The organism is Pseudomonas kitaguniensis, assembly GCF_049199985.1.
Taxonomy (GTDB): domain Bacteria; phylum Pseudomonadota; class Gammaproteobacteria; order Pseudomonadales; family Pseudomonadaceae; genus Aquipseudomonas; species Aquipseudomonas kitaguniensis.
Genome location: NZ_JBLZPT010000010.1, coordinates 175,549 through 201,551, shown reverse-complemented (window position 1 = coordinate 201,551; position 26,003 = coordinate 175,549). Strand labels below are relative to the sequence as shown.

The 26,003-nt window shown below is 58.9% G+C and carries 22 protein-coding genes and 2 pseudogenes; 11 read left to right on the top strand and 13 right to left on the bottom strand.

All coding sequences use genetic code 11. The annotated features are described in order from the left end of the window. Positions 1–146: 146 nt before the first annotated feature. Both ACOZK9_RS15030 and ACOZK9_RS15025 read right to left on the bottom strand, forming a co-directional pair. Positions 147–431, bottom strand: a pseudogene (locus ACOZK9_RS15030) (phospholipase D-like domain-containing protein); the annotation flags it as partial. Next, positions 428–565, bottom strand: a pseudogene (locus ACOZK9_RS15025) (YceI family protein); the annotation flags it as partial. The pseudogenes ACOZK9_RS15025 and ACOZK9_RS15030, both read right to left, overlap by 4 nt. Positions 566–876: 311 nt before the next feature. On the opposite strand from ACOZK9_RS15025, the gene pnuC reads away from it, so the two are divergent. The 3 genes from pnuC (at position 877) to ACOZK9_RS15010 (ending at position 3,206) form a co-directional block, all read left to right on the top strand. After that, positions 877–1,440, top strand: coding sequence for a nicotinamide riboside transporter PnuC (gene pnuC, locus ACOZK9_RS15020; RefSeq protein WP_152747883.1), 564 nt, complete (start codon positions 877–879; stop codon positions 1,438–1,440). Beyond that, positions 1,437–1,973, top strand: coding sequence for an AAA family ATPase (locus ACOZK9_RS15015; protein ID WP_152750555.1), 537 nt, complete (start codon positions 1,437–1,439; stop codon positions 1,971–1,973). Before pnuC ends, ACOZK9_RS15015 begins: the two co-directional genes overlap by 4 nt. Positions 1,974–2,060: 87 nt before the next feature. Beyond that, positions 2,061–3,206 carry a MalY/PatB family protein gene (locus ACOZK9_RS15010; RefSeq protein WP_152750545.1) on the top strand — a complete coding sequence of 382 codons (1,146 nt, stop codon included), beginning with the start codon at positions 2,061–2,063 and terminating at the stop codon, positions 3,204–3,206. 42 nt (positions 3,207–3,248) lie between these two features. On the opposite strand, the gene ACOZK9_RS15005 is transcribed toward ACOZK9_RS15010, so the two are convergent. Then, positions 3,249–7,703, bottom strand: a complete 4,455-nt coding sequence (locus tag ACOZK9_RS15005; RefSeq protein ID WP_421556140.1) for a hypothetical protein — start codon at positions 7,701–7,703, stop codon at positions 3,249–3,251. A gap of 271 nt (positions 7,704–7,974) precedes the next feature. After that, positions 7,975–8,190, bottom strand: a complete 216-nt coding sequence (locus tag ACOZK9_RS15000) for a TOBE domain-containing protein (RefSeq protein WP_003173733.1) — start codon at positions 8,188–8,190, stop codon at positions 7,975–7,977. A 317-nt stretch (positions 8,191–8,507) separates the two neighbouring features. Between ACOZK9_RS15000 and ACOZK9_RS14995 the strand changes: the two genes are divergently transcribed. From ACOZK9_RS14995 to ACOZK9_RS14985, 3 genes are read left to right on the top strand one after another with little or no spacing between them, the layout of a single operon-like run. Further along, entirely contained in the window at positions 8,508–9,479 is a 972-nt protein-coding gene (locus tag ACOZK9_RS14995) for an aliphatic sulfonate ABC transporter substrate-binding protein (RefSeq protein WP_152750547.1), read from the top strand. Positions 9,480–9,489: 10 nt separating this feature from the next. Then, entirely contained in the window at positions 9,490–10,323 is an 834-nt protein-coding gene (locus tag ACOZK9_RS14990) for an ABC transporter permease (RefSeq protein ID WP_152750549.1), read from the top strand. Then, the gene (locus ACOZK9_RS14985; protein WP_421556139.1) at positions 10,320–11,036 is read left to right on the top strand and encodes an ABC transporter ATP-binding protein; all 717 of its coding nucleotides are present in this window, start codon (positions 10,320–10,322) and stop codon (positions 11,034–11,036) included. The genes ACOZK9_RS14990 and ACOZK9_RS14985 overlap by 4 nt, the downstream gene beginning before the upstream one ends. A 49-nt stretch (positions 11,037–11,085) precedes the next feature. Here the strand turns inward: ACOZK9_RS14985 and ACOZK9_RS14980 are convergent, their stop codons facing one another. Further along, entirely contained in the window at positions 11,086–12,006 is a 921-nt protein-coding gene (locus ACOZK9_RS14980; RefSeq protein ID WP_172979861.1) for a FecR domain-containing protein, read from the bottom strand. Then, positions 12,003–12,521 carry a sigma-70 family RNA polymerase sigma factor gene (locus ACOZK9_RS14975; protein WP_152747877.1) on the bottom strand — a complete coding sequence of 173 codons (519 nt, stop codon included), beginning with the start codon at positions 12,519–12,521 and terminating at the stop codon, positions 12,003–12,005. Before ACOZK9_RS14975 ends, ACOZK9_RS14980 begins: the two co-directional genes overlap by 4 nt. Positions 12,522–12,853: 332 nt before the next feature. On the opposite strand from ACOZK9_RS14975, the gene ACOZK9_RS14970 reads away from it, so the two are divergent. Beyond that, a complete protein-coding gene (locus tag ACOZK9_RS14970) occupies positions 12,854–14,104 on the top strand; it encodes a ribonucleotide-diphosphate reductase subunit beta (RefSeq protein ID WP_421556138.1) in 1,251 nt (416 codons plus the stop codon). Positions 14,105–14,158: 54 nt separating this feature from the next. After that, entirely contained in the window at positions 14,159–14,647 is a 489-nt protein-coding gene (locus ACOZK9_RS14965) for a DUF1289 domain-containing protein (protein WP_058411408.1), read from the top strand. A 36-nt stretch (positions 14,648–14,683) separates the two neighbouring features. Here ACOZK9_RS14965 and ACOZK9_RS14960 read toward each other — a convergent pair whose 3' ends face one another. The 5 genes from ACOZK9_RS14960 to tssI form a co-directional block, all read right to left on the bottom strand. Beyond that, complete coding sequence (locus ACOZK9_RS14960; protein WP_421556137.1) at positions 14,684–17,071, bottom strand: T6SS phospholipase effector Tle1-like catalytic domain-containing protein; 2,388 nt, start codon at positions 17,069–17,071, stop codon at positions 14,684–14,686. 194 nt (positions 17,072–17,265) lie between these two features. Then, positions 17,266–17,787: a Tli1a family immunity protein gene (locus ACOZK9_RS14955; RefSeq protein ID WP_152751424.1), complete on the bottom strand. Its 522-nt coding sequence runs from the start codon at positions 17,785–17,787 to the stop codon at positions 17,266–17,268. Between the two features lie 104 nt (positions 17,788–17,891). Beyond that, the gene (locus ACOZK9_RS14950; RefSeq protein ID WP_241678255.1) at positions 17,892–18,413 is read right to left on the bottom strand and encodes a Tli1a family immunity protein; all 522 of its coding nucleotides are present in this window, start codon (positions 18,411–18,413) and stop codon (positions 17,892–17,894) included. Beyond that, positions 18,410–19,219 (bottom strand): toxin Tle1 chaperone Tla1, encoded by an 810-nt coding sequence (locus ACOZK9_RS14945; protein ID WP_152751420.1) that lies wholly within the window; start codon positions 19,217–19,219, stop codon positions 18,410–18,412. The genes ACOZK9_RS14950 and ACOZK9_RS14945 overlap by 4 nt, the downstream gene beginning before the upstream one ends. Before the next feature lie 37 nt (positions 19,220–19,256). Continuing rightward, positions 19,257–21,311: a type VI secretion system tip protein TssI/VgrG gene (gene tssI, locus ACOZK9_RS14940; protein ID WP_152751418.1), complete on the bottom strand. Its 2,055-nt coding sequence runs from the start codon at positions 21,309–21,311 to the stop codon at positions 19,257–19,259. Between the two features lie 201 nt (positions 21,312–21,512). Here tssI and ACOZK9_RS14935 point away from each other — a divergent pair, with 201 nt between their 5' ends. From ACOZK9_RS14935 to ACOZK9_RS14925, 3 genes are all read left to right on the top strand, one after another. After that, on the top strand, positions 21,513–22,439 hold the full coding sequence (locus ACOZK9_RS14935) for a class I SAM-dependent methyltransferase (RefSeq protein ID WP_421556136.1): 927 nt from the start codon (positions 21,513–21,515) through the stop codon (positions 22,437–22,439). Between the two features lie 149 nt (positions 22,440–22,588). Continuing rightward, positions 22,589–23,305 (top strand): phosphatidylcholine synthase, encoded by a 717-nt coding sequence (gene pcsA / locus ACOZK9_RS14930; protein WP_058414990.1) that lies wholly within the window; start codon positions 22,589–22,591, stop codon positions 23,303–23,305. A 287-nt stretch (positions 23,306–23,592) separates the two neighbouring features. Next, complete coding sequence (locus tag ACOZK9_RS14925; protein WP_058414991.1) at positions 23,593–24,372, top strand: TSUP family transporter; 780 nt, start codon at positions 23,593–23,595, stop codon at positions 24,370–24,372. On the opposite strand, the gene nudC is transcribed toward ACOZK9_RS14925, so the two are convergent. Further along, positions 24,340–25,173: an NAD(+) diphosphatase gene (gene nudC, locus ACOZK9_RS14920; protein ID WP_421556135.1), complete on the bottom strand. Its 834-nt coding sequence runs from the start codon at positions 25,171–25,173 to the stop codon at positions 24,340–24,342. The genes ACOZK9_RS14925 and nudC overlap by 33 nt on opposite strands. A gap of 5 nt (positions 25,174–25,178) precedes the next feature. Continuing rightward, entirely contained in the window at positions 25,179–25,991 is an 813-nt protein-coding gene (locus tag ACOZK9_RS14915; RefSeq protein ID WP_058414993.1) for a crotonase/enoyl-CoA hydratase family protein, read from the bottom strand. Positions 25,992–26,003: the final 12 nt, after the last annotated feature.

Below are 26,003 nucleotides of genomic sequence, written 5' to 3'. Positions count from 1 at the left end.
CGCCACCGCACGCCTGACACGCGACAGTGCGCTGGACGTAGGCTTCAGCCAACAACGCGGTGAACGTACGCGCGACCAAAGCATCACGGCGCAGTATTCGCTGGAGTTTTAAGCACGCCAGGCAGCAACGGCGGGGAGCGCGCGCGTTACCCCCGCCGATCCAGCAGATTCACCACCAAACGATCAATCCAGCCCCACACCCGCTGCTTCACCCGCCGCCACAACGGCCGCGACTTCCACGCCGCCAGGCTGACCGCCTGGCTCTGGGCAAAATCACGCTCGAAACTGCCCGCCACTGCCGCCGTCAATTGCGGGTCCAGCGCTTCCAGGTTGGCTTCCAGATTGAAGCGCAAATTCCAGTGGTCGAAATTGCACGAACCGACGCTGACCCAATCGTCCACCAGCACCATTTTCAGGTGCAGGAAACACGGACTTCAGCGATTTGGGTGTTTTGGGTGGTGACGAACGACAAGCGCGAGAACTCGTTGTCCAGGTACCAGTCGGCGTGGGCAGGCAGCGCAGCGGCGGTCAGCAAGGCAAAAGCCAGGGGTTTGACATTGAACATAAGGACTCTGAGGCAAAAACCTGAGCGAACCTTTTTAAGCGCAATATCACGAGCGGCGCAAATCCAATGTGGGAGGCCCCACTGCATCGTTGATGTAGCGCTGTCGCGCAGCAAACGTGCTCGGGGTTTTGTGGGAGCGGGCTTGCTCGCGATTGCGGTGGGTCAGTTGAAAAATACTTATTTGACACACGTAATCGCGAGCAAGCCCCCACATAAAACCACTGGGAACCCGAACTCAACGTCTCACAGTTTGAAGATTCCCCACCGCTGGTTACAATCACCGCCCTCTCCCACTCTCCCAAGGATTCACCATGTCCGGGCTTGAACTGTTCGCCGCCGCCCTGGGGGTGATCGCTGTCTGGCTCACGGTCAAACAAAACCCTGGTTGCTGGCCCATCGGCCTGGTGATGGTGGTGCTCTATACCTGGGTATTCTGGGAAGCGAAACTCTATTCCTACATGCTGCTGCAAGTGGTTTACGCCGCCCTGCAACTCTACGGCTGGTGGCAATGGACCCGCACCAGCAACGTCAAACAAGGCCGCGAGGTTACCCGCCTCGGCACCTCGGCGGTCATTACCCACCTCGCCGTCGGCGCCGTCTTCGGCCTGCTGCTCGGCGCGGCCATGGCCCACTGGACCGAAGCCGCCCAGCCCTGGATCGACGCCGCGCTCACCGGCTTCAGCCTGGTGGCGCAACTGTGGATGGCGCAAAAACGCGTGCAATGCTGGCCGCTATGGATCGCCGTGGACGTGATCTCCACCGGGTTGTTTCTCTATCAAGGCCTTTACCTCACGGCCGCACTCTACGCGCTGTTCACCGTTATCGCCGTGCAAGGCTGGCGCGAATGGCGCGCCGACCCGGCGTTACGCGCATGAAGGTGGTCGTACTCGCCGGCCCCGAATCCAGCGGTAAAAGCTGGCTGGCGGCGCAACTGCACGCGCAGTTCGGCGGGCTGATGGTTGGGGAATACGTACGGTATTTCATCGACCACCACCAGCGTGACACCTGCTTGGCGGACATCCCCGCAATCGCCAATGGTCAACTGGCCTGGGAAGATGCTGCGCGCGCCGAACAGCCGCACTTGTTGATCCTCGACACCCACTTGCTGACCAACAAGCTGTGGAGCCAGACCCTGTTCGGTGACTACCCGGCGTGGCTCGACAGCGAACTGTTGGCGCGGCATTACGACTTGCACTTGCTGCTGTCCCCTGAGGATGTGGAATGGACCGCCGACGGCCAGCGTTGCCAGCCGCAACTGGCGGATCGCCGGGCGTTTTTTGAAGCCAGCCTGGACTGGATGCAACAGCATCAGCAGCCCATGCGGGTGATCAGAGGCGACTGGGAGGCGCGCCGGCGCGTGGCGTTTGCGGCGGTCGAACGGCTGCTCATGCAGGTGCAGCAGCGGTGAAAAAGCCCGTCTTAAAATCCTCACAACCGAAAAACCTAATACCGCTAGAATCAGCGCCATTCTCCAGCGCCCCCACACGAGCCCCCCATGAGCTTTGATTTCGACACGATCCATTCCCGCCTCGGCACCGGCAGCACCAAGTGGAACCGCTACCCGCCAGATGTGTTGCCCATGTGGATCGCTGACATGGACATCGCCGCGCCACCCGCCGTATTGCAAGCCTTGCACGACCGCCTCGACCAGCAAATTCTCGGTTATAGCGTGGCAGGGCCGGACGTGCGCGAAGCCATCGTCGCCGACCTGTGGGCCAAATACGCCTGGCGCGTCGAACCCGATGACCTGCTGTTTTTGCCAGGCGTAGAGCCCGGTTTCAACATGGCCCTGCACGCGTTCGTAAAACCCGGCCAGCCCGTCGTGCTGCAAACCCCCAACTACCGCCCGATTCGCCTGGCCCCCGGCAACTGGAACCTGCCACGTATCGAGTTACCGTTCGCGCAGGTCGACGGTGAATACCTCACACCGTTGCCGGCCTTGCGCCAGGCGCTCAGCGGCGCCGGTGCACTGCTGTTGAGCAACCCGCACAACCCCATCGGCAAAGTCTTCCCACGCGAAGAGCTGCTGGCCGTGGCCAACGCCTGCCTGGATAACGGCGCGCTGATCATCAGCGACGAAATCCATGCCGAACTGTGTTTCGACGGCCGCCGCCACATCCCCACTGCCAGCCTCAGCCCGGAGATCGCGCAACGTACCATCACGCTGATGTCGGCGAGCAAGGCCTATAACGTGGCCGGTTTGAAAACCTGCTTTGCCGTGGTGCAAAACGCCGAGGTTCGCGAGCGCTTCACCAATGCCCGCTGCGGCATGGTCGACAGCGTCAGCCCGCTGGGCCTGGAAGCAACACGCGCGGCCTACAGCGACTGTGGTGACTGGCTCGACGCGTTGCTGCAATACCTGCAAGCCAACCGTGACTACCTGCTCAACGCGGTGCAAACGCGCTTGCCCGGCGTCGTCATGCACGCCCCTCAAGGCACCTACCTGGCTTGGCTGGATTGCAGCGCGCTTGGGCTGGATGACCCACAGCAATTTTTTCTCGAACAGGCCAAGGTTGGATTGAGCGCCGGGATCGAATTCGGCGATGACAGCCAGCAGTTTGTGCGCCTGAACTTCGGCTGCCCACGGGCGATGCTGGAAGAGGGTTTGCTGCGCATGGAGCGCAGCTTGCTGGATCGTTGAAACGGGTTGGCACGTACGCGTGCCAACCCGCTCTTGCCTGCGTCAGGCCTGGGGCCTGCCGGCCTCAACCTTGACGCTGCTCAACTGCACAACACGCTCGGATGAGCCCGCCGTGCGCGGCGCACTGACCGTGATCATCACGCCGTCATTGGTGATGAACGTCATCCGCCCCTTATCGCCTTGCGCGTCATTGGAAAACGCATCATTGATAAGCAGAATCCGCGTTTGCGCATGGGTATCGCCGGTAAGCGTTATGATCAATCTCTCGGGGGTGCGCCTTCCGCTACGCACTTGCTCGGGATTAATCCACCAGCCCGATACTTGCGCGGCACTATAGTCCAGCCTGACAAGGCTGTTGGCGGGGTCACTGATCTCCACGTTACTGTAGGTCTGGTTTCCCTGATTAATCATATAGGTGTTGAAACCACCCTCACCGACGACGACGGCGCCACCGTTGATAACCATAACGTTCGCGCCTTGTCCGGTAAAAACTGTGTCATTCAGGCCATTGAGCGTGAACAGGTTGTTCTGATCATTGCCATGAATAACGCTTTGCCCCTTCTCAACCGTAGTCACATTAGAAAATGCCTGGGCATGCGCGATCTTTTTTACACCGGCCATCAGGTCGCGGTTTGCCATCGGAACCGGGGTTCTGATCGAGATGGTATTGGTTTTTAAATTTACATCATGGCCCACGTAGCGGGCCTCCGCGTCCCGTCCATTATCTTTGTAGGTGGTTACCAAAGGCCCGGTAAAAATCAGCGTATTACGTCCACCGCCGCCATTCAGTGCGGTTCGGTGCGGGTTGGCGTCCTGGCCTGGCACTTGCGACACCAGCGTCGCTTGTTCCAATGACTGGCGTGCATCGGCGGCGAAGACGACCTTATCGTCCGCATCGCCGCCCGTGATCCCTTTTTTGCCGCCGCCCATGACGAAATAGTTGGGTTTTTTCTCAACGCCCACCACCCAGTCCCGACCCTCGCCCAAGTCCCAGAATGTGGCTTTGCTTTCCCCTTGCTCGCCTTCCACGGTGTTGACCGGTTTGGTATTCCAAGAGGTGAGCTTGCTTGAAATATGATCATCACCGCCGGTGGCGACAACCTCCGTCACCAGACCCGGCGCCGGGATAAGGTTCAGCAACCACGTGATCGGCGAATACCACAGCGAAGGCGTCAGGCTAACGCTTCCGGGAACCCGGATGGCCTCAACGTCCGTGGAGCCGTATACAACCCGCTCAAAGTATTGTTTACCCGGGCCTTGCAAAAAGCTCTCGTAGCGAGCCCTGTTGGTTTCTTCATTCGCCTTGGCATACTTTGCCTCAAGGTAAGGCTTCATGACATCGAACCCCGGTTCGATCCCCAGAAATGACCTCAGCCCGACACTGACTTTCTGCTGATCTGTCAGGGATGTGTGGCTTTCAATTGCCTCGACGTTACGCACCGCCTTATAAATCGCTTGCGCACTCATTAAGGTGCCCGCCACGGTCAGTGCCACTCGGCTTGAAGCACCGTTGCGCGACATAAAGGCAGCGCTCAAGGCAATTGAAGTGACCGCATTGGTGACGGCGAAAGCACCGTCAACATAGTGGTCCTGAGCCTCTTTGCCCGTGGTTCGGTCGGCTTTGGCGAATGAATCTATCGCGGCGTACACGTCAAAAGGCACACTGAAAACCGCCCCGGCACCCGCGCTGGCCTTGCCAATCATTTTGCCGACGCTGCTGGTCTTGAAGCCGGCAAGGGAAGCCGCGTTACTGCTGATGATCTCTTGCGCCGCGCGGTTCAAGGCATACTCAGCGCCCTCGCCCACGAAATCCGCAGCGACAGCGCCCAAACCAATGGCCGCTGCCGTGGTGTCCCCTTGCTCCAGGCTCTCGATGCCGCTGCGCAGCCCTTGATACGTACTGAACGCTCGAAACCCCAGCCCTGCGGCGGTAGTCGCGCCGGCCTTGCCAGATGATTCTGCGGAAAAGAAATCCGCAGGCAGCGGCTTGCCGATGCTCTCCAACGCTTGCAGCGCAGCAGCGTGTTGAGTAATTTCAACGAGATTTTTTTGCAACGCGTCAGGCACTCGCCCACCGTCTGCATGGGAGATCAAGGGCGCAGCGGCAATGTTGCGATTGGCCGCGAACTCAGCAACGATATTAGCCATGCGGTCAACAACGTCACTCGACGCGGATTTGCGATAAGCCGCAAATCGGGCGTAGTCGATCTGCACTGCGTTGGCGAGCTTGCGACCGTCCGAGTCATTCGCCATTGCGCCTTCAATCGGCTTGCCATCAATCTGCGCGCCCATTTTATACAGCTCGACGCGACTGACTTCCACTTCACCAATTCGCACCGCAGGTCCGGCGGCGTCGAGTATTTGCAGGCGGCTCACTTCAGCTTGGTCGATGGGTACCACAGCGGTTGTCGGTGGCGTTACCGGCGCTTGGCCAACGGCAGGTAACGGCAGAAAATTTCTTATTGAGGTTTCGACGCGGCTGTCGAGCGTTGCGTCGTAGAGCCGTGCGGTGAAGGCTTCCTCCACGAAATCTCGTGACGTTCTTGTGGCGCGTGCGCTGAGGTGACTGCCATCGCCACGAAACGGCTCGTGGTTGTTGGCCATCGTCAGGAAGGCCGTGGAATGGGCCTTGTAGTAACTCACCATGCCCAGCTTGCCGGCGATTAACGCGGCTTGTTTACGGGCGGACTGATTATCGGCAGTCGCTAGACCTTGCAGACCAATACGATCGGCGACGGTGGCGTCACTCGCCGCCAGGGGCGCGAAAAAATCGTCGCCCATGATAAGCGTAGGCGGCGCGCCTAAACGCAGTTGTGTTTGCGCTTGATCGCCGGGGTTGGCAATAACCACTTTAATCTTTTCACCTAACGCCGCAAAAGCGGCCGGGTCACTCTGTGAGAGCTTCTGCAGCGCTGCGTTGACAGCACCGGCTAGCGCCTTAATCATCTCGGGGGTAGCGTTGTCAGAGTTTTTTACATCAACGCTCTTACCTTGGATAACCTCAGTTTTGGAATGTTTCTGTGAACCGAGTTTGTCCTCTGCCAGCTTTACACGGTCTAGCTCCATACGCTCAAAGATATAAGGATAATCAACGGGTGCAGCCGCCTCATTGATCACATTGGCGAGTTTTTGCCCAAGTGCCCTCATGGCTGAAAAAACGCTGGCGTTCGGATGCTCAACAATGAATTTTTTGACGTCGCTCAAAACGGCCGTTGCCTGGTGAAACTGCGCAATCCCTTTTTTGGCGTGCAACTGGTCCAACGCCAGCGCTACCCGGTTGTAGTCATTCAAGGCATCATTAACTGGAGAGGCGGACTCAAGACGTAACATTTCCGAGGTCGGCAGCCTTGATGCATTAATCACGTTGACGCTGTCGAGCCCCCCCAAGGGTGCGTTGTACGTGTACTTGATGTCGTTGGAGGCGCCGGATGTACCGGGAATATGGTCTGGGTTAAACACACTGATAAGGTATTTGGGTTCGCCCGCGCTGTGCGCTGAAAGCGTCGACGCCCGATCTGAGTCGCCGCCAATGGTCGCAATCGAATCGGCCGTTAACGGTTGGGTCAAATACGCAAGCCTGGAATCAGTGAATATTTTTTTCATGCCCTCTGCAAAGAGCTCGGCAGAAGAAAACCAAGTAGAGCCAATGTTCGGGTCACTGTAGTAATAGGTACGCTTGTTATCTGGCGCAACGATCACACCCGCTGTCAGACGATGACCTTCGCTGCTGATCAGCAATGTTTTAGTGGTAGACGAACCGGTAAGTTGCGGGGCGATACTGGTATAGGCAGCGACCGCCACCGTGGCGGGATCATGCGCAATTGCACGGTCTTTCATCGCACCCTGAACTTGCGCAAGTTTGTGGAAAAACGCTTGGGATTCGGGAGCATCCGGGTCGGCGGTCGCCTGGAAAATGTTCCCCAGAAACACCTGATGTTTACCTTCGGCTATCGCCAGCGAGTGTAGATGTGAAAACCCCGCGCACTCACCTCCGGCCAATTGGTTGATCATGGAAAGGTAATAACTTTGCGGATTAGGTGTCGTCGTTACGCCAGGCTTGGTCATCACCGAGTTGTACAACATCACATTGTTTTGTGCGCCTTTTATCACACGCTGTTCACTCACGCGCTGCAACGCGCCGATTTGCTCAGGGCTGAGTTGATTATCCAGCGCAAGTTTCATCAGCGCCGTATCGCTAAGGGAGGCGGTATAGCCAGGCAGGTCTATGGAAGAGGGTTGATTATAGCCACGCACGTAATCGCTGCCGGCAGCTCCGTACTTGGCTTTTATTACTTTTGAATGGAAAAGCGTAGGAACGTCCTCGTCCAGAACAACCTCTTTGGGTGAGTCTCGATCGAGGCCCGTTACACTCGCTGTCTCCCGGCGTGGCCGGCGATGTTGTGTAACATTTATGGAGTCAGAAGATAAAAAAGAGGTATCACGAACGGGCAGATCAAGAGCAAAAGACGGGCTTGCGGTAGAGGACGAAATACGCATAATTATTTCCGCGGCATAAGTTTAGCAACTCCAATTCCTTATATGATTAATCCCTCAAATGAGCCTAACAAGGGAATGAAAGGTGTAACGATCAGACTAATCCGGCGATGCCTTTGATCGTTTTACAAGGTGTTCCAGATCAGGATTTATTGGCAACTGTGTCGAGCACAACAAAGCAAAAGGCCACCAGGGATGATGGCTCGAAGTTCAACTGACTGTACGTGAAACAAAATGTGGCTGCGAGTTTGCTCGCTGCCACATTTAAATTGCGTTACAACTTGGCAATTGACACTTCGGTCGACTTCACAAAGGCAATCACTTCGCTGCCCACTTTTAATTCCAGGTCACGCACCGAGCGGGTGGTGATCACTGAGGTGACGATGCCTGACGCGGTTTGCACGTCGATTTCAGACACCACTTCACCCAGTAAAATTTCTTTGATAACGCCCTTGAACTGGTTGCGCACGTTGATCGCTTTAATAGTCATGCAGGCTTTCCTTTTGGCTGTTGGTCAATCCGCACAAATGCGCAGGCACTCAAAATGCGCTATCTGCGGAAGCATTAAAAAGAATATATAACTCTTTATTTATACGATATGGATATATGAGAACTGTTCACCCACCAACAGCAGATCAACAATCTGCCCGCTCCCGCCACAGCTCTGCCTGCCTGGCCCTTAGCGAATACGCCTGCGCGCAAGCTGGCACAGAGACTGCATATTCCTATAAAGCATGATGGAACATGCCAATTCACTTTTCTGAATATAAGAAAGCCTTCTCTCAACGCCTTGTCCGGAGCTGTTCCATGAAACCCTTCACCCAACGCTTATTGGGCGTCTGTGCCCTCGCCCTGTGCTTGCAACCGCAGGCCTTCGCCGCCGACGCTGACCCCGCGCAGGTCAATCTCGATTACGCCTACTACTCACCCGTCAGCCTGGTGCTCAAGCATTTCGGCTGGCTGGAACAAGCGTTGCCGCACACCAAAGTCGGCTGGGTACTCAGCCAGGGCAGCAACCGTTCGCTGGAATACCTCAACGCCGGCGGCGTCGATTTCGCCTCCTCCGCCAGTTTGTCCGCCGTGTTGAGCCGGGCGAATGGCAGCCCGATCAAATCGGTGTACGTTTACAGCCGCGCCGAGTGGACAGCCTTGGTGGTGCGTAAAGACTCGCCGATCAACAGTGTCAACGACCTCAAAGGTAAAAAGATCGCGGCCACCAAAGGCACCGATCCGTACCTGTTCACCCTGCGCAGCCTGCAGAAGGCCGGTTTGAAAAAAGACGACGTCGAGCTGGTGCACTTGCAACACCCGGACGGCCGCACCGCGCTGGAAAAAGCTGACGTAGACGCCTGGGCCGGCCTGGATCCGCACATGGCCGCCAGCCAACTGCAGGCCGGTTCGCGCTTGCTGTACCGCAACAAAGACTTCAACAGCTTCGGCGTGGTCAGCGTGACCGAGCAGTACGCCAAAGAACATCCACAAACCATCACTAAAGTGCTCGGCGCGTATGAAAAAGCTCGCGACTGGGCGGTGAAGCACCCGGATGAGTTCGCCAAACTGCTCGCCGATGAGTCCGGCCTGCCGTTGGAAGTGGCCAAGCTGCAACTGTCGCGCACCGACTTGAGCAGCCCGTTGCTGAGCGCCAAGGATGTACTCGCGTCCAAGGCCGCCGCGCCGATTCTGGTGTCCGAAGCGTTGGTACGGCGGGGCGTGAACGTGGACAAGGTGATCGACCAACTGATCGATACCTCGTTCGGCCAGACCCTGCCAACACCGTAAGGGGCGCCTGATGACCAGCAAAAGCCAAGCCTTGCCCGCCGCCCTTGCGGCGCCGACGGCCACCCCTCGCAGCGCCTGGCCTCGGCGGCTCAAAGGGTTGGTGTTGCCGGTGCTGATCCTGCTGGTGCTGGAGGTCGTCGTGCGGATCGGCTGGCTGCCGTCGTACCAGATGCCGGCGCCCAGCGAGATCGCCGTGACCCTTACCGACCTCGCCGAAGGCGCACTCTGGAAACACATCAGCGCCAGCCTGTTGCGGGTGCTGGCAGGCTTTGCGATTGGCGCAAGCCTGGCGCTGGTGTTTGCCGCCTGGGTTGGCCTCAGCCGCGAAGCCGAGGCTTACCTGGAGCCGACCTTCGCCGGGCTGCGCTCGATCCCGAGCCTGGCGTGGGTGCCGCTGTTGCTGCTATGGCTGGGCATTGATGAAACCTCCAAGATCGTGCTGATCGCGATTGGCGCGTTCTTTCCGGTGTACCTCAACGGCGTCGCAGCGATTCGCGACATCGACCGCAAACTGGTGGAAGTCGGGCAAATGTACGGCTTCAGCCGGCGCCGGCTGGTGCGGCGCATTCTGTTGCCCGCCGCCCTGCCCGGCCTGTTTACCGGTCTGCGCAGTGGCTTGAGCCTGGCCTGGATGTTTTTGGTGGCGGCCGAGCTGATCGCGGCCACCAAGGGCTTGGGTTACTTGCTCAGTGACGGGCGGGAAACCTCACGGCCCGACATCGTCCTGGCGGCAATCATCGTGTTGGCGCTGCTGGGTAAAGTCAGCGATGGCGTGCTCGCAGCACTTGAGAAACGCTGCCTGGTCTGGCGCGACACGTTCAATGGCCAAGGCGCGGAGCAATGAGCATGCAGCCTTTATTAGAGATTCGGGTGGAGCGCAAAAGCTTCGCCGACACCCCGGTGTTGACCCACGTGCATTTGGCCTTGCAGCCGCGCGAAGCCGTGAGCCTGCTCGGGCCAAGCGGTTGCGGCAAAAGCACCTTGCTGCGCATGGTTGCCGGCCTGGAAACCGACTTTGAGGGTGAGCTGCGCAGCCCCAAGGGCGAAGTCGCGTTCGTGTTCCAGGAGCCGCGCCTGATGCCTTGGCTGACGGTTGCGCAGAACATCGGGTTCAGCGATGACGACCACTATGACCAAGCCTGGGTCGACCAGTTGATCGAGGAAGTCGGCCTCACGGGCTTCGCGCAGGCGCTGCCCAAGGCATTGTCCGGCGGCATGGCGCAACGCGTGGCCATCGCGCGTGGCCTGTATTCACGCCCGCAGGTGTTGCTGCTGGATGAGCCGTTCAGCGCCGTGGACGCGTTCACCCGCATGAAGCTGCAAGACTTGCTGCTGCAACTGGCCGAACACCATGCCATCGCGTTGCTGCTGGTCACCCATGACGTGGACGAAGCGCTGTACCTGAGTGATCGAGTGCTGGTGATGGACAACCGCCCGAGCAGCATTCGCCAGGAATTGGTGGTGGACCTGCCCCACCCGCGCGACCGGCGTGACCCGTTGCTGGCGCAGCTCAAGGCGCTGTCGTTGACCGAACTGCAGCGGGCGCATTTGATCTAGACGGGGTTGATGGGACTGTGTGGGTATGAGACCCCTGTGACGGTAAGCGTCAAACCAACGCACGGCTCAACGTTACCCAATACCGCGTGCGTGCGCGCACCTCAAGCCCCAGGGTTTGCGCCAGCAAGGCGAGAATGCGGTCGGTGTCATCCAGGCGAAAGCTGCCGGTGACGCGTAATGTTTCAAGGTTTGGGTCCCAGCGCAGCACGCCAGGGCGATAACGTTCCAGCTCGCGCAGAAAATCCCCCAGCGCCTGGTTCTGTGCCGTCAGTACGCCGTCACGCCAGCCCGGTTGCAGCACATCAAACGGTGCCCAGGCAGCCAACCCGAGTGGCTGCAACATCGCTTGCTGACCGCTGCTCAATGTGGCCCCGTTTCCACGCACATCACGCACCTTCACCACGCCCTCAAGCACTGACACCAGGCACCCGGCGGCGAGCTGGCGCACACACACCTCGGCCTGGCTGACGTCTACCTCGCCGTACCGGGTGTGCACGGTCAACGCCGCAGCACCCGGAACCCTCAGCGCCAGTTCGCCGTCGACCAAGCTGATGCGCCGTTGTGCCAAATCGACATCGACCGCCGTGGCCGTGTTGAGTTGCAGGCTGCTGCCATCGGCCAACGGCAGCCGTTTGCGCTCCCCCGTGGCGGTATGCAGGTCGGCGCGCCAAGCGTCGATGGGCAATTGGCGGCTGAGCAACCAGGCGGCCGGCACCAACGCCACAACCCCCAAACCGCGCTTGAGCAGCGCACGCCGCCCCGGTTGCGGGCGGTCCAGGCTGGCCATCGCCAATGACTGCGGCAAGTCGCTGAAGCGCTGGCGCAGCGATTGCGCTTTCTGCCACGTCTGTTCGTGCTGGGGATGGCTGTCGCGCCATTGCTGCAAGTTCGCGTGGTCACGCTCGGTGGCCGCGCCAGACTCCAGTAACGCCAGCCACTGGGCGGCGGCACGCGCAACGTCGCGACTCACACCTGCACCAGCAAGCAGTGTTCGTAGGCCTGCGCCATATAGCGCTTTACCGTGCGCTCCGAGACCTCAAGCCGCTCGGCTATCTCGCGGTAACCCAAACCCTCCAGTTGGCTCCAGAGAAACGCGCGGCGCACCAGCACCGGCAAACCGTCGAGTAATTCATCCAGCGCTTGCAGGGTCTCCAGCAGCAACCAACGCTGTTCAGGCGACGGCACGCACGCCTCGGGCAGCGTCGCCAGGGCATTCAAATACGCTTGCTCAAGGCTGCGCCGCTGATGAAAGTTGACCAGCAGGCGCTTGCCGACGGTCACCAAATAAGCGCGCGGTTCCTGCATCTGCGCAATCGGCTGGGCACTGGCGAGCACGCGCAGAAAGGTATCCTGGCTCAAGTCCGCCGCGTCCCAGGTATTGCCCAGGCGCCGACGCAGCCAGCTTTCGAGCCAACTGCGGTGATCGCGGTACAAACTCGACAACGTCAGTTCGGGGGCGTGGGTTGGCACAACAGCATCATTCATGGCAAGCAACCTGCGCGGCGCGAGTGAGTCTCAAATGAGATTCATTCTATTTAATATCGCGCCGCTGCACCATGCCCTTTTCCACGGGGGCCGGGCAAGTGCTGCTGACTGCCGACCCTGGCCTGCGACCTTCGCGCCTGCTTCTGCGCGTTGACCAACCTTGTTACACCCCATATAGTGTGCCCACAAACAGAACAAACCACTACATAGTGTGCAGTATCGGTATTTACCGACCACACTATGCGCAGTATTTCAATGCCTAGTAGCCTGCAAATTGCGTATTTTTAGACGGCCTCCTACGCCGTCAGAACAGATCAGGAAGGAATATTTCGATGCTGAGTTGGGATGAAGTCGACACCGAGGACACCGGTGCAGCGGTGATCAAAGGCGCTAACGCCGGCCACGCGAGCGAAGCCAACATGGACCGCCTCGACGGTGCCGGCGCTGCCGCCGCCATCGAAGCCCGCGCTGTCACCGCCAGTGACTCCGCCGCCATCGTGCGCGCCAAGGCTGCACTCGACAAACTCGACGTCGCCGAAGGCCTCGCCGAACTCGAAGGCGCCTCCGCCCGCGTCGCCGTTGACGAAAAACGCATGATCAACTGCCGCGCCGACCTCAACCAACTCGTGCCCTTCAAGTACGACTGGGCCTGGCAAAAGTACCTCGACGGCTGCGCCAACCACTGGATGCCGCAAGAGGTCAACATGACCGCCGACATCGCCGTATGGAAAGACCCCGAAGGCCTGACCGACGACGAACGCCGCATCGTCATGCGCAACCTCGGCTTCTTCTCCACCGCCGACTCGCTGGTTGCCAACAACCTGGTGCTGGCCGTGTACCGCCTGATCACCAACCCGGAGTGCCGCCAGTACATCCTGCGCCAAGCCTTCGAAGAAGCGATCCACACCCACGCCTATCAGTACTGCATCGAATCGCTGGCCATGGATGAAGGCGAGATCTTCAACATGTACCACGAGATTCCATCGGTCGCCAAAAAGGCCGCGTGGGGCTTGAAGTACACGCGCTCGATCTCGGATCCGAAGTTCGAAACCGGCACCGTCGAGACGGACAAAGAGCTGCTGCGCAACCTCGTCGCCTACTACTGCGTCCTGGAAGGCATCTTCTTCTACTGCGGCTTCACCCAGATTCTGTCGATGGGCCGCCGCAACAAAATGACCGGCGTGGCCGAGCAGTTCCAGTACATCCTGCGCGATGAGTCGATGCACCTGAACTTCGGTATCGACGTGATCAACCAGATCAAAATCGAAAACCCGCACTTGTGGGATGCCGAGATGAAAGAAGAAGCGACCCAGATGATTCTGCAGGGTACGCAGCTGGAGATTGAATACGCGCGCGATACCATGCCGCGTGGCGTGTTGGGCATGAACGCGGCGATGATGGAGGATTACCTCAAGTTCATCGCTAACCGTCGCTTGTCGCAGATTGGCTTGAAGGAAGAGTACCCAGGCACGACAAATCCGTTTCCGTGGATGAGTGAGATCATGGACTTGAAGAAAGAGAAGAATTTCTTTGAGACGCGTGTGATCGAGTATCAGACCGGCGGCGCGCTGAGCTGGGATTGATATAAAAACGGCCCCTCTTGGGGCCGTGTTTGTTTTACCTGTCGATGTTTTTTTATGCCCAATCAAACCATCAAGACACCGTGCGTCGGCCTCTGCTCCACCGTTTACGGGGACTTGGTCTGCCGGGGCTGCAAGCGTTATCACCATGAAGTCATCCAGTGGAATGGCTACAACGCCGACGAAAAGCAAGCGGTGTGGCTGCGCCTGGAACAGTTACTGGTGCAGGTGATGGCCAGCAAGCTGGAAGTGTTTGACCCGCAGCGTCTGCGTCAGCAACTGGAAGATCGCAAGATTCGTTTTATGCCGCACCAGTCGCCGTATTGCTGGGCCTACCAACTGATTGCCCGGGGTGCGCGGGTGATCTCCAGGCTGGATGCCTATGGACTGGCGTTATTGCCGGAGTTTCGCGAGCGCCACCTCACCGACTTGCGCGATGCAATCGACCGGGAGTTCTTCCTGTTGTCCGAGGCACATTACGAGCGGTACATCGCGCCAGGGTTTATCCGTGACGCGTTTGGGCCAGCACTTATCGCCAGCATGTAAGTAAGTGCTGCCGCGCGGCCCCGCCAGGCGGACGGTCTAAAGCGTGACACTTGCCACCGCCCCCTTGGCTTGGTCCAGCCAGTTTTTTGAGGCCGGTGCCTCGGCACCTGGCGCCTGCGACGCGCCATCCAGCGGGCTCGCGGGTGGGCTCAGCGCTGCGCCTTCAAGCGCTTGCGAGGCTTTGAGTATCTCGATCAAGTCTTGAGTCGTGGCGGTGCTCGCCGTCAACGCGGGCGGCACCGGCAAGGCCTTTGCCGCTTCTGACGCAGCGCCGGTCTCGGCGGTAAAGGCGCGAATCGCCTCCAGCCCCTCAAGCATTGGCAGTGTCAGGCCGGTGACACGGTCAAACGCACGGATGCTCGGGAAATCCACCTTGCCGCGAATCACCGGCGTGCCCAGCGAGGGAACAATCAACCCGATCAGGTAGCGTGGGTTGCGGCGTCTGATCGTCAGGCCAACACTGGCGACCGCCAACCCCACGCCCACCACGCGTTCGGCGGTGACCAACAGCGATAGCGGGTTATTGGTTTCAGTGTCGAAAAATATGCCGCGATAACGAAAGTAGTCGCTGAAAATTTCCCGTTCATTCAAGGCCGCGTTCATAAACCAGGCGCGCGAGTCGTGCACGTGTTCATCAAACATCTGAATGATCGGGTAGACCTTGTCGTTTAACGATTTGCCGTCTGCGCCGAACAGGTTGGCGTAGTTCATCTCGCCGGCCTCGCGCAGGTCGGCATAGTGCTGGGCTTCGTCCTGCGCGTTGGTCATGTACACAAGGCCACCGACCAAGGTGTTGGCAAGCGTGCCAAGGCTGAACAGTTCACCGGCGGGCCAGGTCCATTCCGGCACATAGTCGCGCCGAAAATCGGCCATGGCGTTGAGCAACTGGCGACAATCCAGGTTCGGTTCATACACCTTGCTGGTGTTAAACGCGCTTGAGGAGCGGGCGCCGGTGCGACGTTCGTAGTTCAACTTGATCAGCTGATTATCGTTTTGCGTGGCCAACTGACCTTCAGACCAGGCCGGCGCCGGGGTGCCCGCGCGGTTGGCGGCATCTTCCTCAAGTTGGATGCTGTGTAAGGCTTCAAAGGCGGCGACTTCCTCGGCGGTCATGTCTGCCGCTGGGCCGTTTTTCATCAGCCGGGCGTAAAAGTCGGTGTGTTTGGCACGGCCCTTGGCATAACGGCTGATTCGCCAACCGGTGATATGCCCGGCCTCGCGGGCCATGACCGCTTCCAGTGGGCCATTGTCCATGGCGTCTAGCCAGATGTTGAAGCGCTCGATGAGTTGGGGGCCTACTGCGTATTCAAGGTAAGTCGAGTCACTCATGACTAACCATGGCCGGCGTTTTTTTAACTCATTGCTAAATGCTTTTGGCGGTGCCTGCAACGACGCGCCAATCTTGTAGGCCTCACTGTACATATGGTGCAGAGCAAGTTGCGACAACACCATATGGCCACCCTCGGCGGCCTTGCCTTGGTCGCCGGGCGGGTAGCCGCCGCCGACGTCGGAGTGCATGCCGGGGTAGATGTATTCCGCCGTGCCCTGGCGATAGGTAGACGGGCAGTTTGGATCGTCCGGGTTGGCTTTGCGCCGAATCGAGTCGACAGGGAAGCAACTGCGCTGTTCGTGGGCCGCCACCAAGTGCACGCAGTGTTCAAGAAACGCCTCGGAGTCCGACAAACGCATGGCGCCGTCGGCCCAGCCCATATGCCCGGCAGCAAAGGGCACCAAGTACGGAAGGCCGACCGAGGCCACCGTGTCGAATAGCCCCATGAACACAATTTTAATCGGCAGCCCGACAAACAAGTAGCAGGTTTCACCTTCCACCTCGACCTTGGTCAGGGCTTCAAGCCAGGTCGCAAACGCTCGCGCCTCGGCGGCTCCGCGTGAAAAGCCATAAATAAACAGACGTATCGCCATGATTTTGGGGATCGACTTGGCCGTATGTGCTGCGTCAATTTGGCTTTTAAGTTCCGCCAGCGGTTGGGCCAACACCTCTCGGCGACGCGTATAGCTGTTTTTGAATATCGAAGCGCCGAGCGCGTCTTCGGTGAGACTGGTGCCCATTTTTTGCACGAGGGCGTAGGCATCCGGGTTTTTAAGGCGCTCTTTACTACTGGCTCTTTTCAGCGCATCGATCAGGCGGGTCAGCGCCCAGTTGATCCTGTTCTCGCCGCCTGTCGACATCGTCAACCCTTGACTGTCAGGTTTGAACTCGCCTATTTCTTTGAACTCGGTGCCAACTCCCTGCATGTAGTAACGGTAAAAACCTTCTTGCTCAGCGGCCTTACTGTCATTCCTACCCACACTCGCGTGGTACAAGCGAGCCACATTGGTCGTAGTTGAAGGCATTGCCATAGCGTCTGACGGTTCATGGTTGTTGGTGCCGTCAAAGCAAAGCGTGATCGTCACGATCTTCATACATGGCGGGCCCGGGTAAACCAGCCCAGCCGCACGGTGTGCGTCCATCGATTGTTGTTCAAAAGGGTCGTAGGCCGTCCGTTGGGTCCGATAATTACGCAATACATCCCCTGGTGTCTGTGGCAGCAGCCCACCCATTTCAAAATCGGGAGTCGGGCTGAGAAATTCCGCAGCAGGCTTTTTGAGTTGTGGGGTCATGGCTTCGGACATGTGACTGGCTCCAGCATTTTTTGAGGGAAGTTAAACGGATAGCCGGGTTGGCCCGGAAGCACGGCTACTGCTGAAACCGCGACCTGATTACACGGCAGAAAATGCACGTCTATTGCGCCCAACTCGTCATAGGGTGCGACGGCTACAACCGCACGATGCCGGGTGTATTGAGTTTCATGCTCTCTAGCAGCCTTGCGCCAAGCATCAGAAAATGGAGGGTCCGGCCAATTGGCAGAGTCATGCGGATTTGGGTCTTTCTCCCATTCCACCACCACCGTCAAACCGGGATGCCACTTCACCGGAAGCGGCGCGCAGCAGTTCTGCTTTCCACCGCCACCATAAGGGCCGACGTTTGGCCCGCCGTTACCATTCACCGAGAACCGGTTAATCGCTGCTGAGGTATGGCTATAACCCTCAATGGGCGTGCCTAATCGTTCAGGCTGAGGCTGCGCACAGCCCAGCAGCGAAAGGCCGCTGATTAACATCACAAGGTTAAAACGGATCATCAGAGGTCGGCCTTCATCCCCAAGTGTTTGCGGCGGCAGCTCACCCACTTTGAAGTCAGGTGTAGGGCAGATGAATGCCAAAGCAGGCTTTTGGAGTCGCGAGCTCATGGCGTCGGACATGTGGCGGGCTCCTCCATTTTTTGAGGGAAGTTAAATGGGTAGCCGGGTTGGCCAGGAAGCACGGCCACTGCTGAAACCGCGACTTGGTTACACGGTAGAAAATGCACGTCTATTGCGCCCAACTCGTCATAGGGTGCGACGGCTACAACCGCACGATGGCGGGTGTAGCGAGTTTCATGCTCTCTAGCCGCCTTGCGCCAAGCATCAGAAAATGAAGGGTCCGGCCAATTGGCAGAGTCATGCGGATTTGGGTCTTTCTCCCACTCCACCACCACGGTCAAACCGGGATGCCACTTCACCGGAAGCGGCGCGCAGCACATTTGCCCGCCCCCGTATCCGTAAGGAGCCAAATTCGGCCCACCGTTACCATTCACCGAGAACCGGTTAATCGCCGCCGAGGTATGGCTATAACCCTCAATGGGCGTACCTAATCGTTCAGGCTGGGGCTGCGCACATCCCAGCAACGACGTACCGCTCATTAAAAGCGCAAGGAGCAGGCGGCTCATAAATGGTCCCGCTGACGCGTCAACGTCAGTGGGAGATGTTCGCTGAGCGCGCTGACGATAAAATCTTGGTGATGGCGCTTGTCCAGCTTCTTGCGACTGATCTGCAGATGGGCTGCAATCAGGCAGCGAATCATCGCTTCGCGTGAAGTGAAGCCATGTTCATTGGGGGGCTTTTCATAGCCTTCGAACCACCGAAGCGCGGCGCTCACGGCCTGCCAGTGCGCAATTTGCTCATCGGTCAGGCTCATCCCGGTCAACCTGTTCCGGTTATCCAGGCGGCTGTCGAACCCTGAAACGCTTGCCGCTTTATTGTCATGGTCGATCCAGTGCCATTGGATGACCGGGGCGTTAAAAAGCCTTCGTTGGCAGGGATCAAGCTGGTCAAAAAAGTGCCTGAACAGGCGCGTGTCGTAATAACGCAGCACCCCGGAGCGGGTGCCTTTGCTTAGGGTGGCTTGCGTAGCGCCGCGCAAGTGCGCGGCGAGGTCCGCAAAAGGCCAGCGACTGATCAGTATCAGCGCACAAAAGTCGGAATACGCCGCGTCAAGCAATGCCGCAATTGCAGTGCGCTGCTCCTGGCTAGCCAACTCTATGCGCAACAGCACGGGGCCGCACTGCGCCAATGCATGCTCGGGCGTTTGCTCAAATAGCCACGCGCATGAAGGCGCAGGCGTGAGTTCAAGCAGTGTCGGCAACAGTGGCGCAGGCAACGCTGCGCAGTTGATCACTACATCCAGGTGATCAAGCTGTGCACTGCGCGCCTCTGCCATCAAAAGGTTCAACCAGTCCTTAGCGGTCGGTAACATGACCCTTCCTTAATAAATGATGTCTGCTGAATACGTGTTAACGCGTTACTAACTGTTCGATCATGGCCTGTGCGGTTGACAGGCAATCTTCACACACAGGGTTCGGCGCCCCTGGCGGCTCGGCGGCCTGAGCGACTTGATTCGACGGGTTTTGCTGCTGTTCAAATAAGGACGGCGCGGCCTGCAGCCCGAGCAAACCCGGCAGTAACGGCGCTGCCGCTGTGCCGCTGATGGGTGCGCCACCGAGTTGAATCTCGCTGCTGCTGAAGATGCCTTCGGGGCCAATCACTATGTGCTGACCGCCGGCCTTCAAGGTAATGCTCGCGCCTGCGTCAAGAATCAGATGGTCCCCGGCTGTGAGGTGCACTTCCCGACCTGCTTCGACGACGAAGGCCTGCCCGACGCGGGTATGGCTGCTGTTGGTGACCTGCAAGTAGTCGTTGGCCTTGAGTTCGACCTTGCGATCCGCCGTTACCGTGCGCTGATCCTCAGCTTCAAGCACCGCAATGCTGTTGCCTTTGATGGTTTCGTGGCGTTCGTTGCCCACGTCCAATCGACTGTCATTTTTGATCGTCTGCTGCATGTCGCGCTGGGCACGCAGGTAGATCAGTTCCTGCCCTGCCCGGTCTTCAATCGACAGTTCGTTGTAACCACCACTGCGCGGCGAGCTATGGCTGCGCAGCACGCTTTTGGTCTTGTTCGCCGGTAACGGGTACGGCACCGGCATGACCTTGTTGGGCACACAACCGGTGATCAGCGGATGGTCGGGGTCGCCTTCCAAAAAGGTCACCACCACTTCCATACCCACGCGCGGAATGGTTACGGCGCCGAAGCTGTCGCCCGCCCAACTCGACGACACCCGTAGCCAGCAACTGCTCTTGTCGCTGCCCAACTCGGCGCGGTCCCAATGGAACTCGACCTTGACCCTGCCGTACTCATCGCAAAAAATTTCTTCCCCGGCGGGTCCGGTGACACGGGCGGTCTGGCTGACCATCGGCGATTTGCGCGTGACCAAGGGTGGCCGGTACACCGCATCCCACGGAATCGCAGTAAAGGTGTTGCGGTAACCCTGCGTAAAACCGTCTTCGGGTTCAACCTCAGTGGTGGCTGCCTCCTCAAGTGATTGAGGCTGCTTGCCTGAGTGGGTCACGCTGAGCAACAGCCACAACGCGTTGCACGATTGGCGCGGGTGTTCCGTCAGGTCAAAGAAGTGGCCACTGCGCAAGGTGGGTTGATCGCTTTGACCCTCGGCCAACTGGTAGTCGGCACGGTGTCGCTCCAGCGCCTGTTGGACGAGCTGCTTGCCGAGTTTTTCATGCTCGATCAGCGCCGGGTAACGGTAGTCTTCAAGTGCAGGGCTAAACTCGACGGCAGCTCGGCTTTGCCGCAACAGGCTTGGGCGCTTCAAATCATAGCCGCGACGCGTGACCTTGCTGGTTCGGCTGCTGAAACGCGTGGAGAACTGGCTGACGACCGGGTAATCCGCCACCAGGCCAGCGTCCTGCTGATACGGGGTTGCCCCCAGCAAGGGGAAGCAGGCCTGATTGTCGGTGAACAGCAACTGATGGCCATGTTGGCTGTGCTGGTGGTGCCACGAAATCCCTTCCTCACTGCACAACCTGCTGATGAAATCCAAGTCACTTTCAGCGTATTGCGTGCAGTACTCTCGCTCTACAGAGCTGCGGACATGGAAGGTGTACACATCGGCCTGGATGCCGTGGCCGTTGAGCACCTGGGCGACAATCTGCGGCACCGTCAGGTGTTGGAAGATGCGGTGGTTGTGGCTGAACTGCAAATAGTGCAGCGCGGGCACTAACGTCAGTTGATAGCGGGTCAGGCGTTTACCGGCCTCACCTGCCAACACATCCTCAATATGCCCATGAATACCTTCGCCATTAAGGCCGAACTGCAAGAAGGCGGGTTGGCTGAGCAGGCGCCCAAGATCGAAGTCCGGCGCCTCGCTGACGAGCTCAATCTTAATCGCGTACAAGGTGCTGATCGCTTCAGTGCCGTGAAAGGCCAGCACCTTGAAATCGTTACTAACGGACGGGATTAACAACGCGAAGTGCGCAGCATTGGCTGACGCGAACATACGCTTATCCTTAACCTGAAAAGTGCAAGAGAGACGCGATGCACAAGCCTTAGCCTGCGCACGTTCAAATTTCCGAGCACGCTAACAAGACGAAAAAAAAATTGATGTAGGATGCCTCCCGAGCTCTTGTGGTATCGGTCTGCCCCTTATCGTCAGCAATTGTGTTTAAAATGCCGCCCGCTCAATGACCGACGCTGACCGATGACCCCAGATGCACTCGCGACCCTTCACGCTCACTTGCCGACTGCCCTGGCGACCCCGCCCTGCGAAACGCGGCGCCTGTTCCATGGCCGTGGCCGCTGCTGGCCGGGCCTTGAACAGTTGACGGTAGATTGGCTGCAGGGCGTGGTATTGGTTGCCGTGTTCAAGGCGCCTGAAGCCGAACAACTGGATGCGCTAAAACAGTTGCTGACCCGGTTTGAATGGGCGCAGTTCGGCGCGCATACGGTCGCCCTGCAACACCGCTACTTGCCGCAAAGCACCACCGAATGGCTGGTCGGTGAAGCGATTGATGAGCTGACCATCACCGAAGGCGGCCTGCGTTACTTGATCGACCTGGGTAAAAAGCAAAACAGCGGGCTGTTCCTCGACATGCGCTACGGCCGCAACTGGGTGCGCGAGCAGGCCAAGGGCCAGCGCGTACTTAATTTGTTTGCCTACACGTGCGGTTTTTCGGTGGCCGCCATCGAAGGCGGCGCCGAGCATGTGGTGAACCTCGACATGGCGCGCGGCGCGCTCAGCCGTGGCCGCGACAACCATCGCCTGAATGGTCATGACCTGAGCAACGTCACGTTTCTGGGCCATGATCTGTTCAAGTCGTGGGCCAAAGTCACCCACAGCGGGCCTTACGACCTGGTGATCATCGACCCGCCGTCGTTTCAGAAAGGCAGCTTTTTGCTGACCAAGGACTACCAGCGCGTGCTGCGCCGCTTGCCGGATTTGCTGACGCCACAAGGCAGCGTATTGGCCTGCATGAATGACCCGGCCTTTGGCGAAGACTTCCTGATCGATGGCGTAACCCGCGAAGCGCCGGGCCTGCGCTTTGTGGAGAGGCTGGAAAATCCGCCTGAATTTCCGGATATTGACGTGCAAAGTGGCTTGAAAGCGCTGGTGTTCCGTCAAGGCTGATGTAGAAACGCCCTACGCTTGCTACGCTAAGTGATACACCGGGGAGGTGAACCTTATTCCCACCTTTCCGGTCGATACCTGCATTCCCTGGCCAGACTCGACGGCGTTACGTTGTCGGCTGCCCTGTTTCACCTTTTGGAGAACCGCCCGTGATTTCGACCCTGCATGTAGCCAGACTCAAAGCCTGGGGCGCCCACGGCTTTACGGCCACCGGTGTAGTGCTGGCCTTTCTGGCCACCCTGGCGCTGCTGGAAAACTCGCCCAAAGCCTGCTTGCTCTGGCTCGGCCTGGCGTTGGTGGTGGACGGCGTCGACGGTTCCCTGGCGCGACGGGTGAATGTCAGCACGGTATTGCCCAGCTTTGATGGGTCGGTGCTGGACCTGGTGATTGACTACCTGACCTACGTGTTTATTCCGGCGCTGTTTATCTACCGCTACATCGACCTGCCGGAGTTTACCCATCTGTTTACGGTGTCGGTGATCCTCGTGTCTTCGCTGTTCTGCTTCTGCAATGTAAACATGAAGAGCAAGGACAACTACTTTGTCGGCTTTCCTGCGGCATGGAACGTCGTGGCGTTGTGCGTGTACATCATCCAGCCGGACGCTTGGGTGACCCTGGCGACGGTGATTGGGTTGGCGCTGTTGACCGTAACGCCGATGAAGTTTTTGCACCCGTTTCGGGTGAAGCGGTTTATGCCGTTGAATATCGCCGTCACCACGATTTGGCTGTTGTGCAGCTTTTTGATGGTGGTGGATTATCCGAATACCAATCCCTGGACGTTTGGGTTGTGGTCGCTGATGTCGGCGTACTTCCTGGGGATTTGCGTATGGCGCACGGCGCTGGAATGGATAGGCACCCATAAATAGCGGTTTAAACCTGTCGTCTGCTTTTTTTGCTTTCTGTGGGAGGGGGCTTGCTCCGATAGCAGTTTTACAGTTGATACATGAGTCGACTGACACACCGCTATCGGGAGCAAGCCCCCTCCCACAGTTGACTGCATTCGGCTTCGCAGATAAAGCCCGTCCACACCCCGGAACTGACCCGTAGCCATCGGCAGCAGGCCTCTCCCACAGTTGGTTCTGCCTACATCAGCAGGTAAGATAGGGCCTTTGGCGCAGCCCCTTCTGCGCCATGACAACAATAAGCCCTGCCCATGCCCTTTGAACTCAGCGTCGACCTGACAACCCTGGCCATCCTGGCCGTTGTAGCTTTCATTGCCGGCTTTATCGACGCCATCGCTGGCGGCGGCGGCTTGCTCACCACGCCTGCCCTGCTCACCGCCGGCATGCCGCCACACCTGGTGCTCGGCACCAACAAACTCAGCTCGACGTTCGGCTCCGCCACCGCAAGCTTCACCTTTTATCGGCGCAAGCTGTTCCACCCGCGCCAATGGGTCCACGCCATCGTCGGCACGCTGATCGGCGCCTTCGCCGGTGCGGTGGTGGCCCACTACTTGCCGGCCGAAACCCTGAACAAAATGCTCCCGGTGATCGTCTTCGGCTGTGGCGTTTACCTGTTGTTCGGCGGCACGCCCAAGGCGCCGCTGGACGCCGATGCGCCGATCAAGAAAAAATGGCAATCGACCCAAGGCTTCGGCCTCGGCTTCTACGATGGCGTAGCCGGCCCCGGCACGGGTGCGTTCTGGACCGTGAGTACGATGCTGTTGCACCCTATCGACCTGGTGAAAGCCAGCGGCGTGGCGCGCAGCATGAACTTCGTCAGCAACGCGGCGGCGCTGTCGGTGTTTATCTTCAACGGCTCGGTGGATTGGATCGTCGGCCTGGCCATGGGTGTTTCGGTAATGGGCGGCGCGTTCTTTGGCGCACGCAGCGCAATCAGCGGCGGCGCCAAATTCATTCGCCCAGTGTTTATCACCGTGGTCCTCGGCCTGACCGTACGCCTAGCCTGGCAACACTGGTTCAGCGTGGCCTAGGCGACGGGCCACATAGAGGTCGATCAAGTAGCGCGCAATCGAACGTGACGCCGGCAACGGCGGCAGCGCGTGAATGTTGAACCACTGCGCGTCTTCGATCTCATCGGCCTGCGGCACAATGTCACCACCGGCGTACTCGGCGTGAAAGCCCAGCATCATCGAGTGCGGAAACGGCCAGCATTGGCTGCCCATGTACTGGATATTCCGGACCTCTACCTGCACTTCTTCGCGCACTTCGCGGACCAGGCAGTCTTCGGCCGATTCACCCGGCTCGGCAAAGCCTGCCAGCGTGCTGTACACCCCGGTCACAAAACGCGGCGAACGCGCCAGCAAGATCTCGTCACCGCGCGTCACCAGCACAATCATGCTCGGTGAAATGCGCGGGTAGCTGCGCAGGTCACAGGCCTGGCAATGCATGGCCCGCTCGCGCGGCACTTGAACCATGGCCTGGCCGCAACTGCCGCAAAAACGATGCTCGCGCGCCCAGGTGCCGATCTGCGCGGCATAACCCAACACTTTGTATAACGTGTGGTCGCCTTGCAGCATGAAAGCGCGCAAGCCCTGCCAACTGCAACCTGGCACCTCGCTGGGTGCGTTGAGTTCCAGCAGGTACACCGGCTCACCGTCGAGGTGGCCGATGCCCTGTTCGGCGAACACCGACAGGTCTTGGCGCTTGAGCCATTCGCGTGGGAACAGCGGGCCGTTGGCATCCTGCAAAAAGCCCTCGCGGCTGCGGGCAACAGCCCAGCCGCCGGGGGCGTCGTTGTCCAGCAAGGTCGTGGTAATCCAGCCTGGGGTCATGTCAGTCAATCCACAAATTCGGGTTTCTGTTTGCTCATATGGGCCGCAATAGCCACGCGCAGATCGTTGGATTGCAACATAGCCGAGTTCCACGTGGCAACGTATTCCAGGCCATCATTCACCGTGTGGTCACGCATGTAGCTGATCATCGCCTTGGTGCCGGTCACGGCAATTGGCGACTTCGCGGCGATTTGCTGCGCGATCTCCATCACGCCCGCCAACAAGCTTGCGTGGTCGGCATACACGCGATTGACCAAGCCAATGCTGCGCGCCTCCTCGGCGCCGAATGGGCGGCCGGTGTAGGCCAGTTCACGCAGCATGCCATCGCCGATAATGCGTGGCAGGCGTTGCAAGGTGCCGACGTCGGCGGCCATGCCCATGTCGATTTCCTTGATCGAAAATTGCGCGTCTTCAGCGGCGTAACGCATGTCACAAGCGCTGATCAGGTCGATGGCGCCGCCGATGCAGTAGCCCTGGATCGCCGCCAATACCGGCTTGCGGCACTGGTCGACCGCGTTGAACGAGGCCTGCAGCTCAAGGATCTTGCGGCGCAGCAGGCGGGCATTGCGGCCCGCGTCCTTGCCGAGGTCATTGGCCACCGAGGCAAGCATCATCAAGTCGATGCCGGAAGAGAAATGTTTGCCCGCGCCGCTGAGCACTACGGCGCGCACGGCGTCGGTATCCTCAACCCATTGGAAGATGTCAATGATCTCGGTCCAGAAGGCCGCGTTCATCGCGTTGACCTTTTCCGGACGGTTGATCTGCACATGTGCAACGTTGCCTGCAAGTTCGACGACGAAAGCTTGGTATTCGGACATGGCAGTGACCCC

Excerpts from the sequence above, each read along its gene's own strand:
- pnuC (WP_152747883.1), top strand. The coding sequence starts at position 877 with ATGTCCGGGCTTGAACTGTTCGCCGCCGCCCTGGGGGTGATCGCTGTC.
- ACOZK9_RS15015 (WP_152750555.1), top strand. The coding sequence starts at position 1,437 with ATGAAGGTGGTCGTACTCGCCGGCCCCGAATCCAGCGGTAAAAGCTGG.
- ACOZK9_RS15010 (WP_152750545.1), top strand. The coding sequence starts at position 2,061 with ATGAGCTTTGATTTCGACACGATCCATTCCCGCCTCGGCACCGGCAGC.
- ACOZK9_RS15005 (WP_421556140.1), bottom strand. The coding sequence starts at position 7,703 with ATGCGTATTTCGTCCTCTACCGCAAGCCCGTCTTTTGCTCTTGATCTG.
- ACOZK9_RS15000 (WP_003173733.1), bottom strand. The coding sequence starts at position 8,190 with ATGACTATTAAAGCGATCAACGTGCGCAACCAGTTCAAGGGCGTTATC.
- ACOZK9_RS14995 (WP_152750547.1), top strand. The coding sequence starts at position 8,508 with ATGAAACCCTTCACCCAACGCTTATTGGGCGTCTGTGCCCTCGCCCTG.
- ACOZK9_RS14990 (WP_152750549.1), top strand. The coding sequence starts at position 9,490 with ATGACCAGCAAAAGCCAAGCCTTGCCCGCCGCCCTTGCGGCGCCGACG.
- ACOZK9_RS14985 (WP_421556139.1), top strand. The coding sequence starts at position 10,320 with ATGAGCATGCAGCCTTTATTAGAGATTCGGGTGGAGCGCAAAAGCTTC.
- ACOZK9_RS14975 (WP_152747877.1), bottom strand. The coding sequence starts at position 12,521 with ATGAATGATGCTGTTGTGCCAACCCACGCCCCCGAACTGACGTTGTCG.
- ACOZK9_RS14970 (WP_421556138.1), top strand. The coding sequence starts at position 12,854 with ATGCTGAGTTGGGATGAAGTCGACACCGAGGACACCGGTGCAGCGGTG.
- ACOZK9_RS14965 (WP_058411408.1), top strand. The coding sequence starts at position 14,159 with ATGCCCAATCAAACCATCAAGACACCGTGCGTCGGCCTCTGCTCCACC.
- ACOZK9_RS14960 (WP_421556137.1), bottom strand. The coding sequence starts at position 17,071 with ATGAAGATCGTGACGATCACGCTTTGCTTTGACGGCACCAACAACCAT.
- ACOZK9_RS14955 (WP_152751424.1), bottom strand. The coding sequence starts at position 17,787 with ATGATCCGTTTTAACCTTGTGATGTTAATCAGCGGCCTTTCGCTGCTG.
- ACOZK9_RS14950 (WP_241678255.1), bottom strand. The coding sequence starts at position 18,413 with ATGAGCCGCCTGCTCCTTGCGCTTTTAATGAGCGGTACGTCGTTGCTG.
- ACOZK9_RS14945 (WP_152751420.1), bottom strand. The coding sequence starts at position 19,219 with ATGTTACCGACCGCTAAGGACTGGTTGAACCTTTTGATGGCAGAGGCG.
- tssI (WP_152751418.1), bottom strand. The coding sequence starts at position 21,311 with ATGTTCGCGTCAGCCAATGCTGCGCACTTCGCGTTGTTAATCCCGTCC.
- ACOZK9_RS14935 (WP_421556136.1), top strand. The coding sequence starts at position 21,513 with ATGACCCCAGATGCACTCGCGACCCTTCACGCTCACTTGCCGACTGCC.
- ACOZK9_RS14925 (WP_058414991.1), top strand. The coding sequence starts at position 23,593 with ATGCCCTTTGAACTCAGCGTCGACCTGACAACCCTGGCCATCCTGGCC.
- nudC (WP_421556135.1), bottom strand. The coding sequence starts at position 25,173 with ATGACCCCAGGCTGGATTACCACGACCTTGCTGGACAACGACGCCCCC.
- ACOZK9_RS14915 (WP_058414993.1), bottom strand. The coding sequence starts at position 25,991 with ATGTCCGAATACCAAGCTTTCGTCGTCGAACTTGCAGGCAACGTTGCA.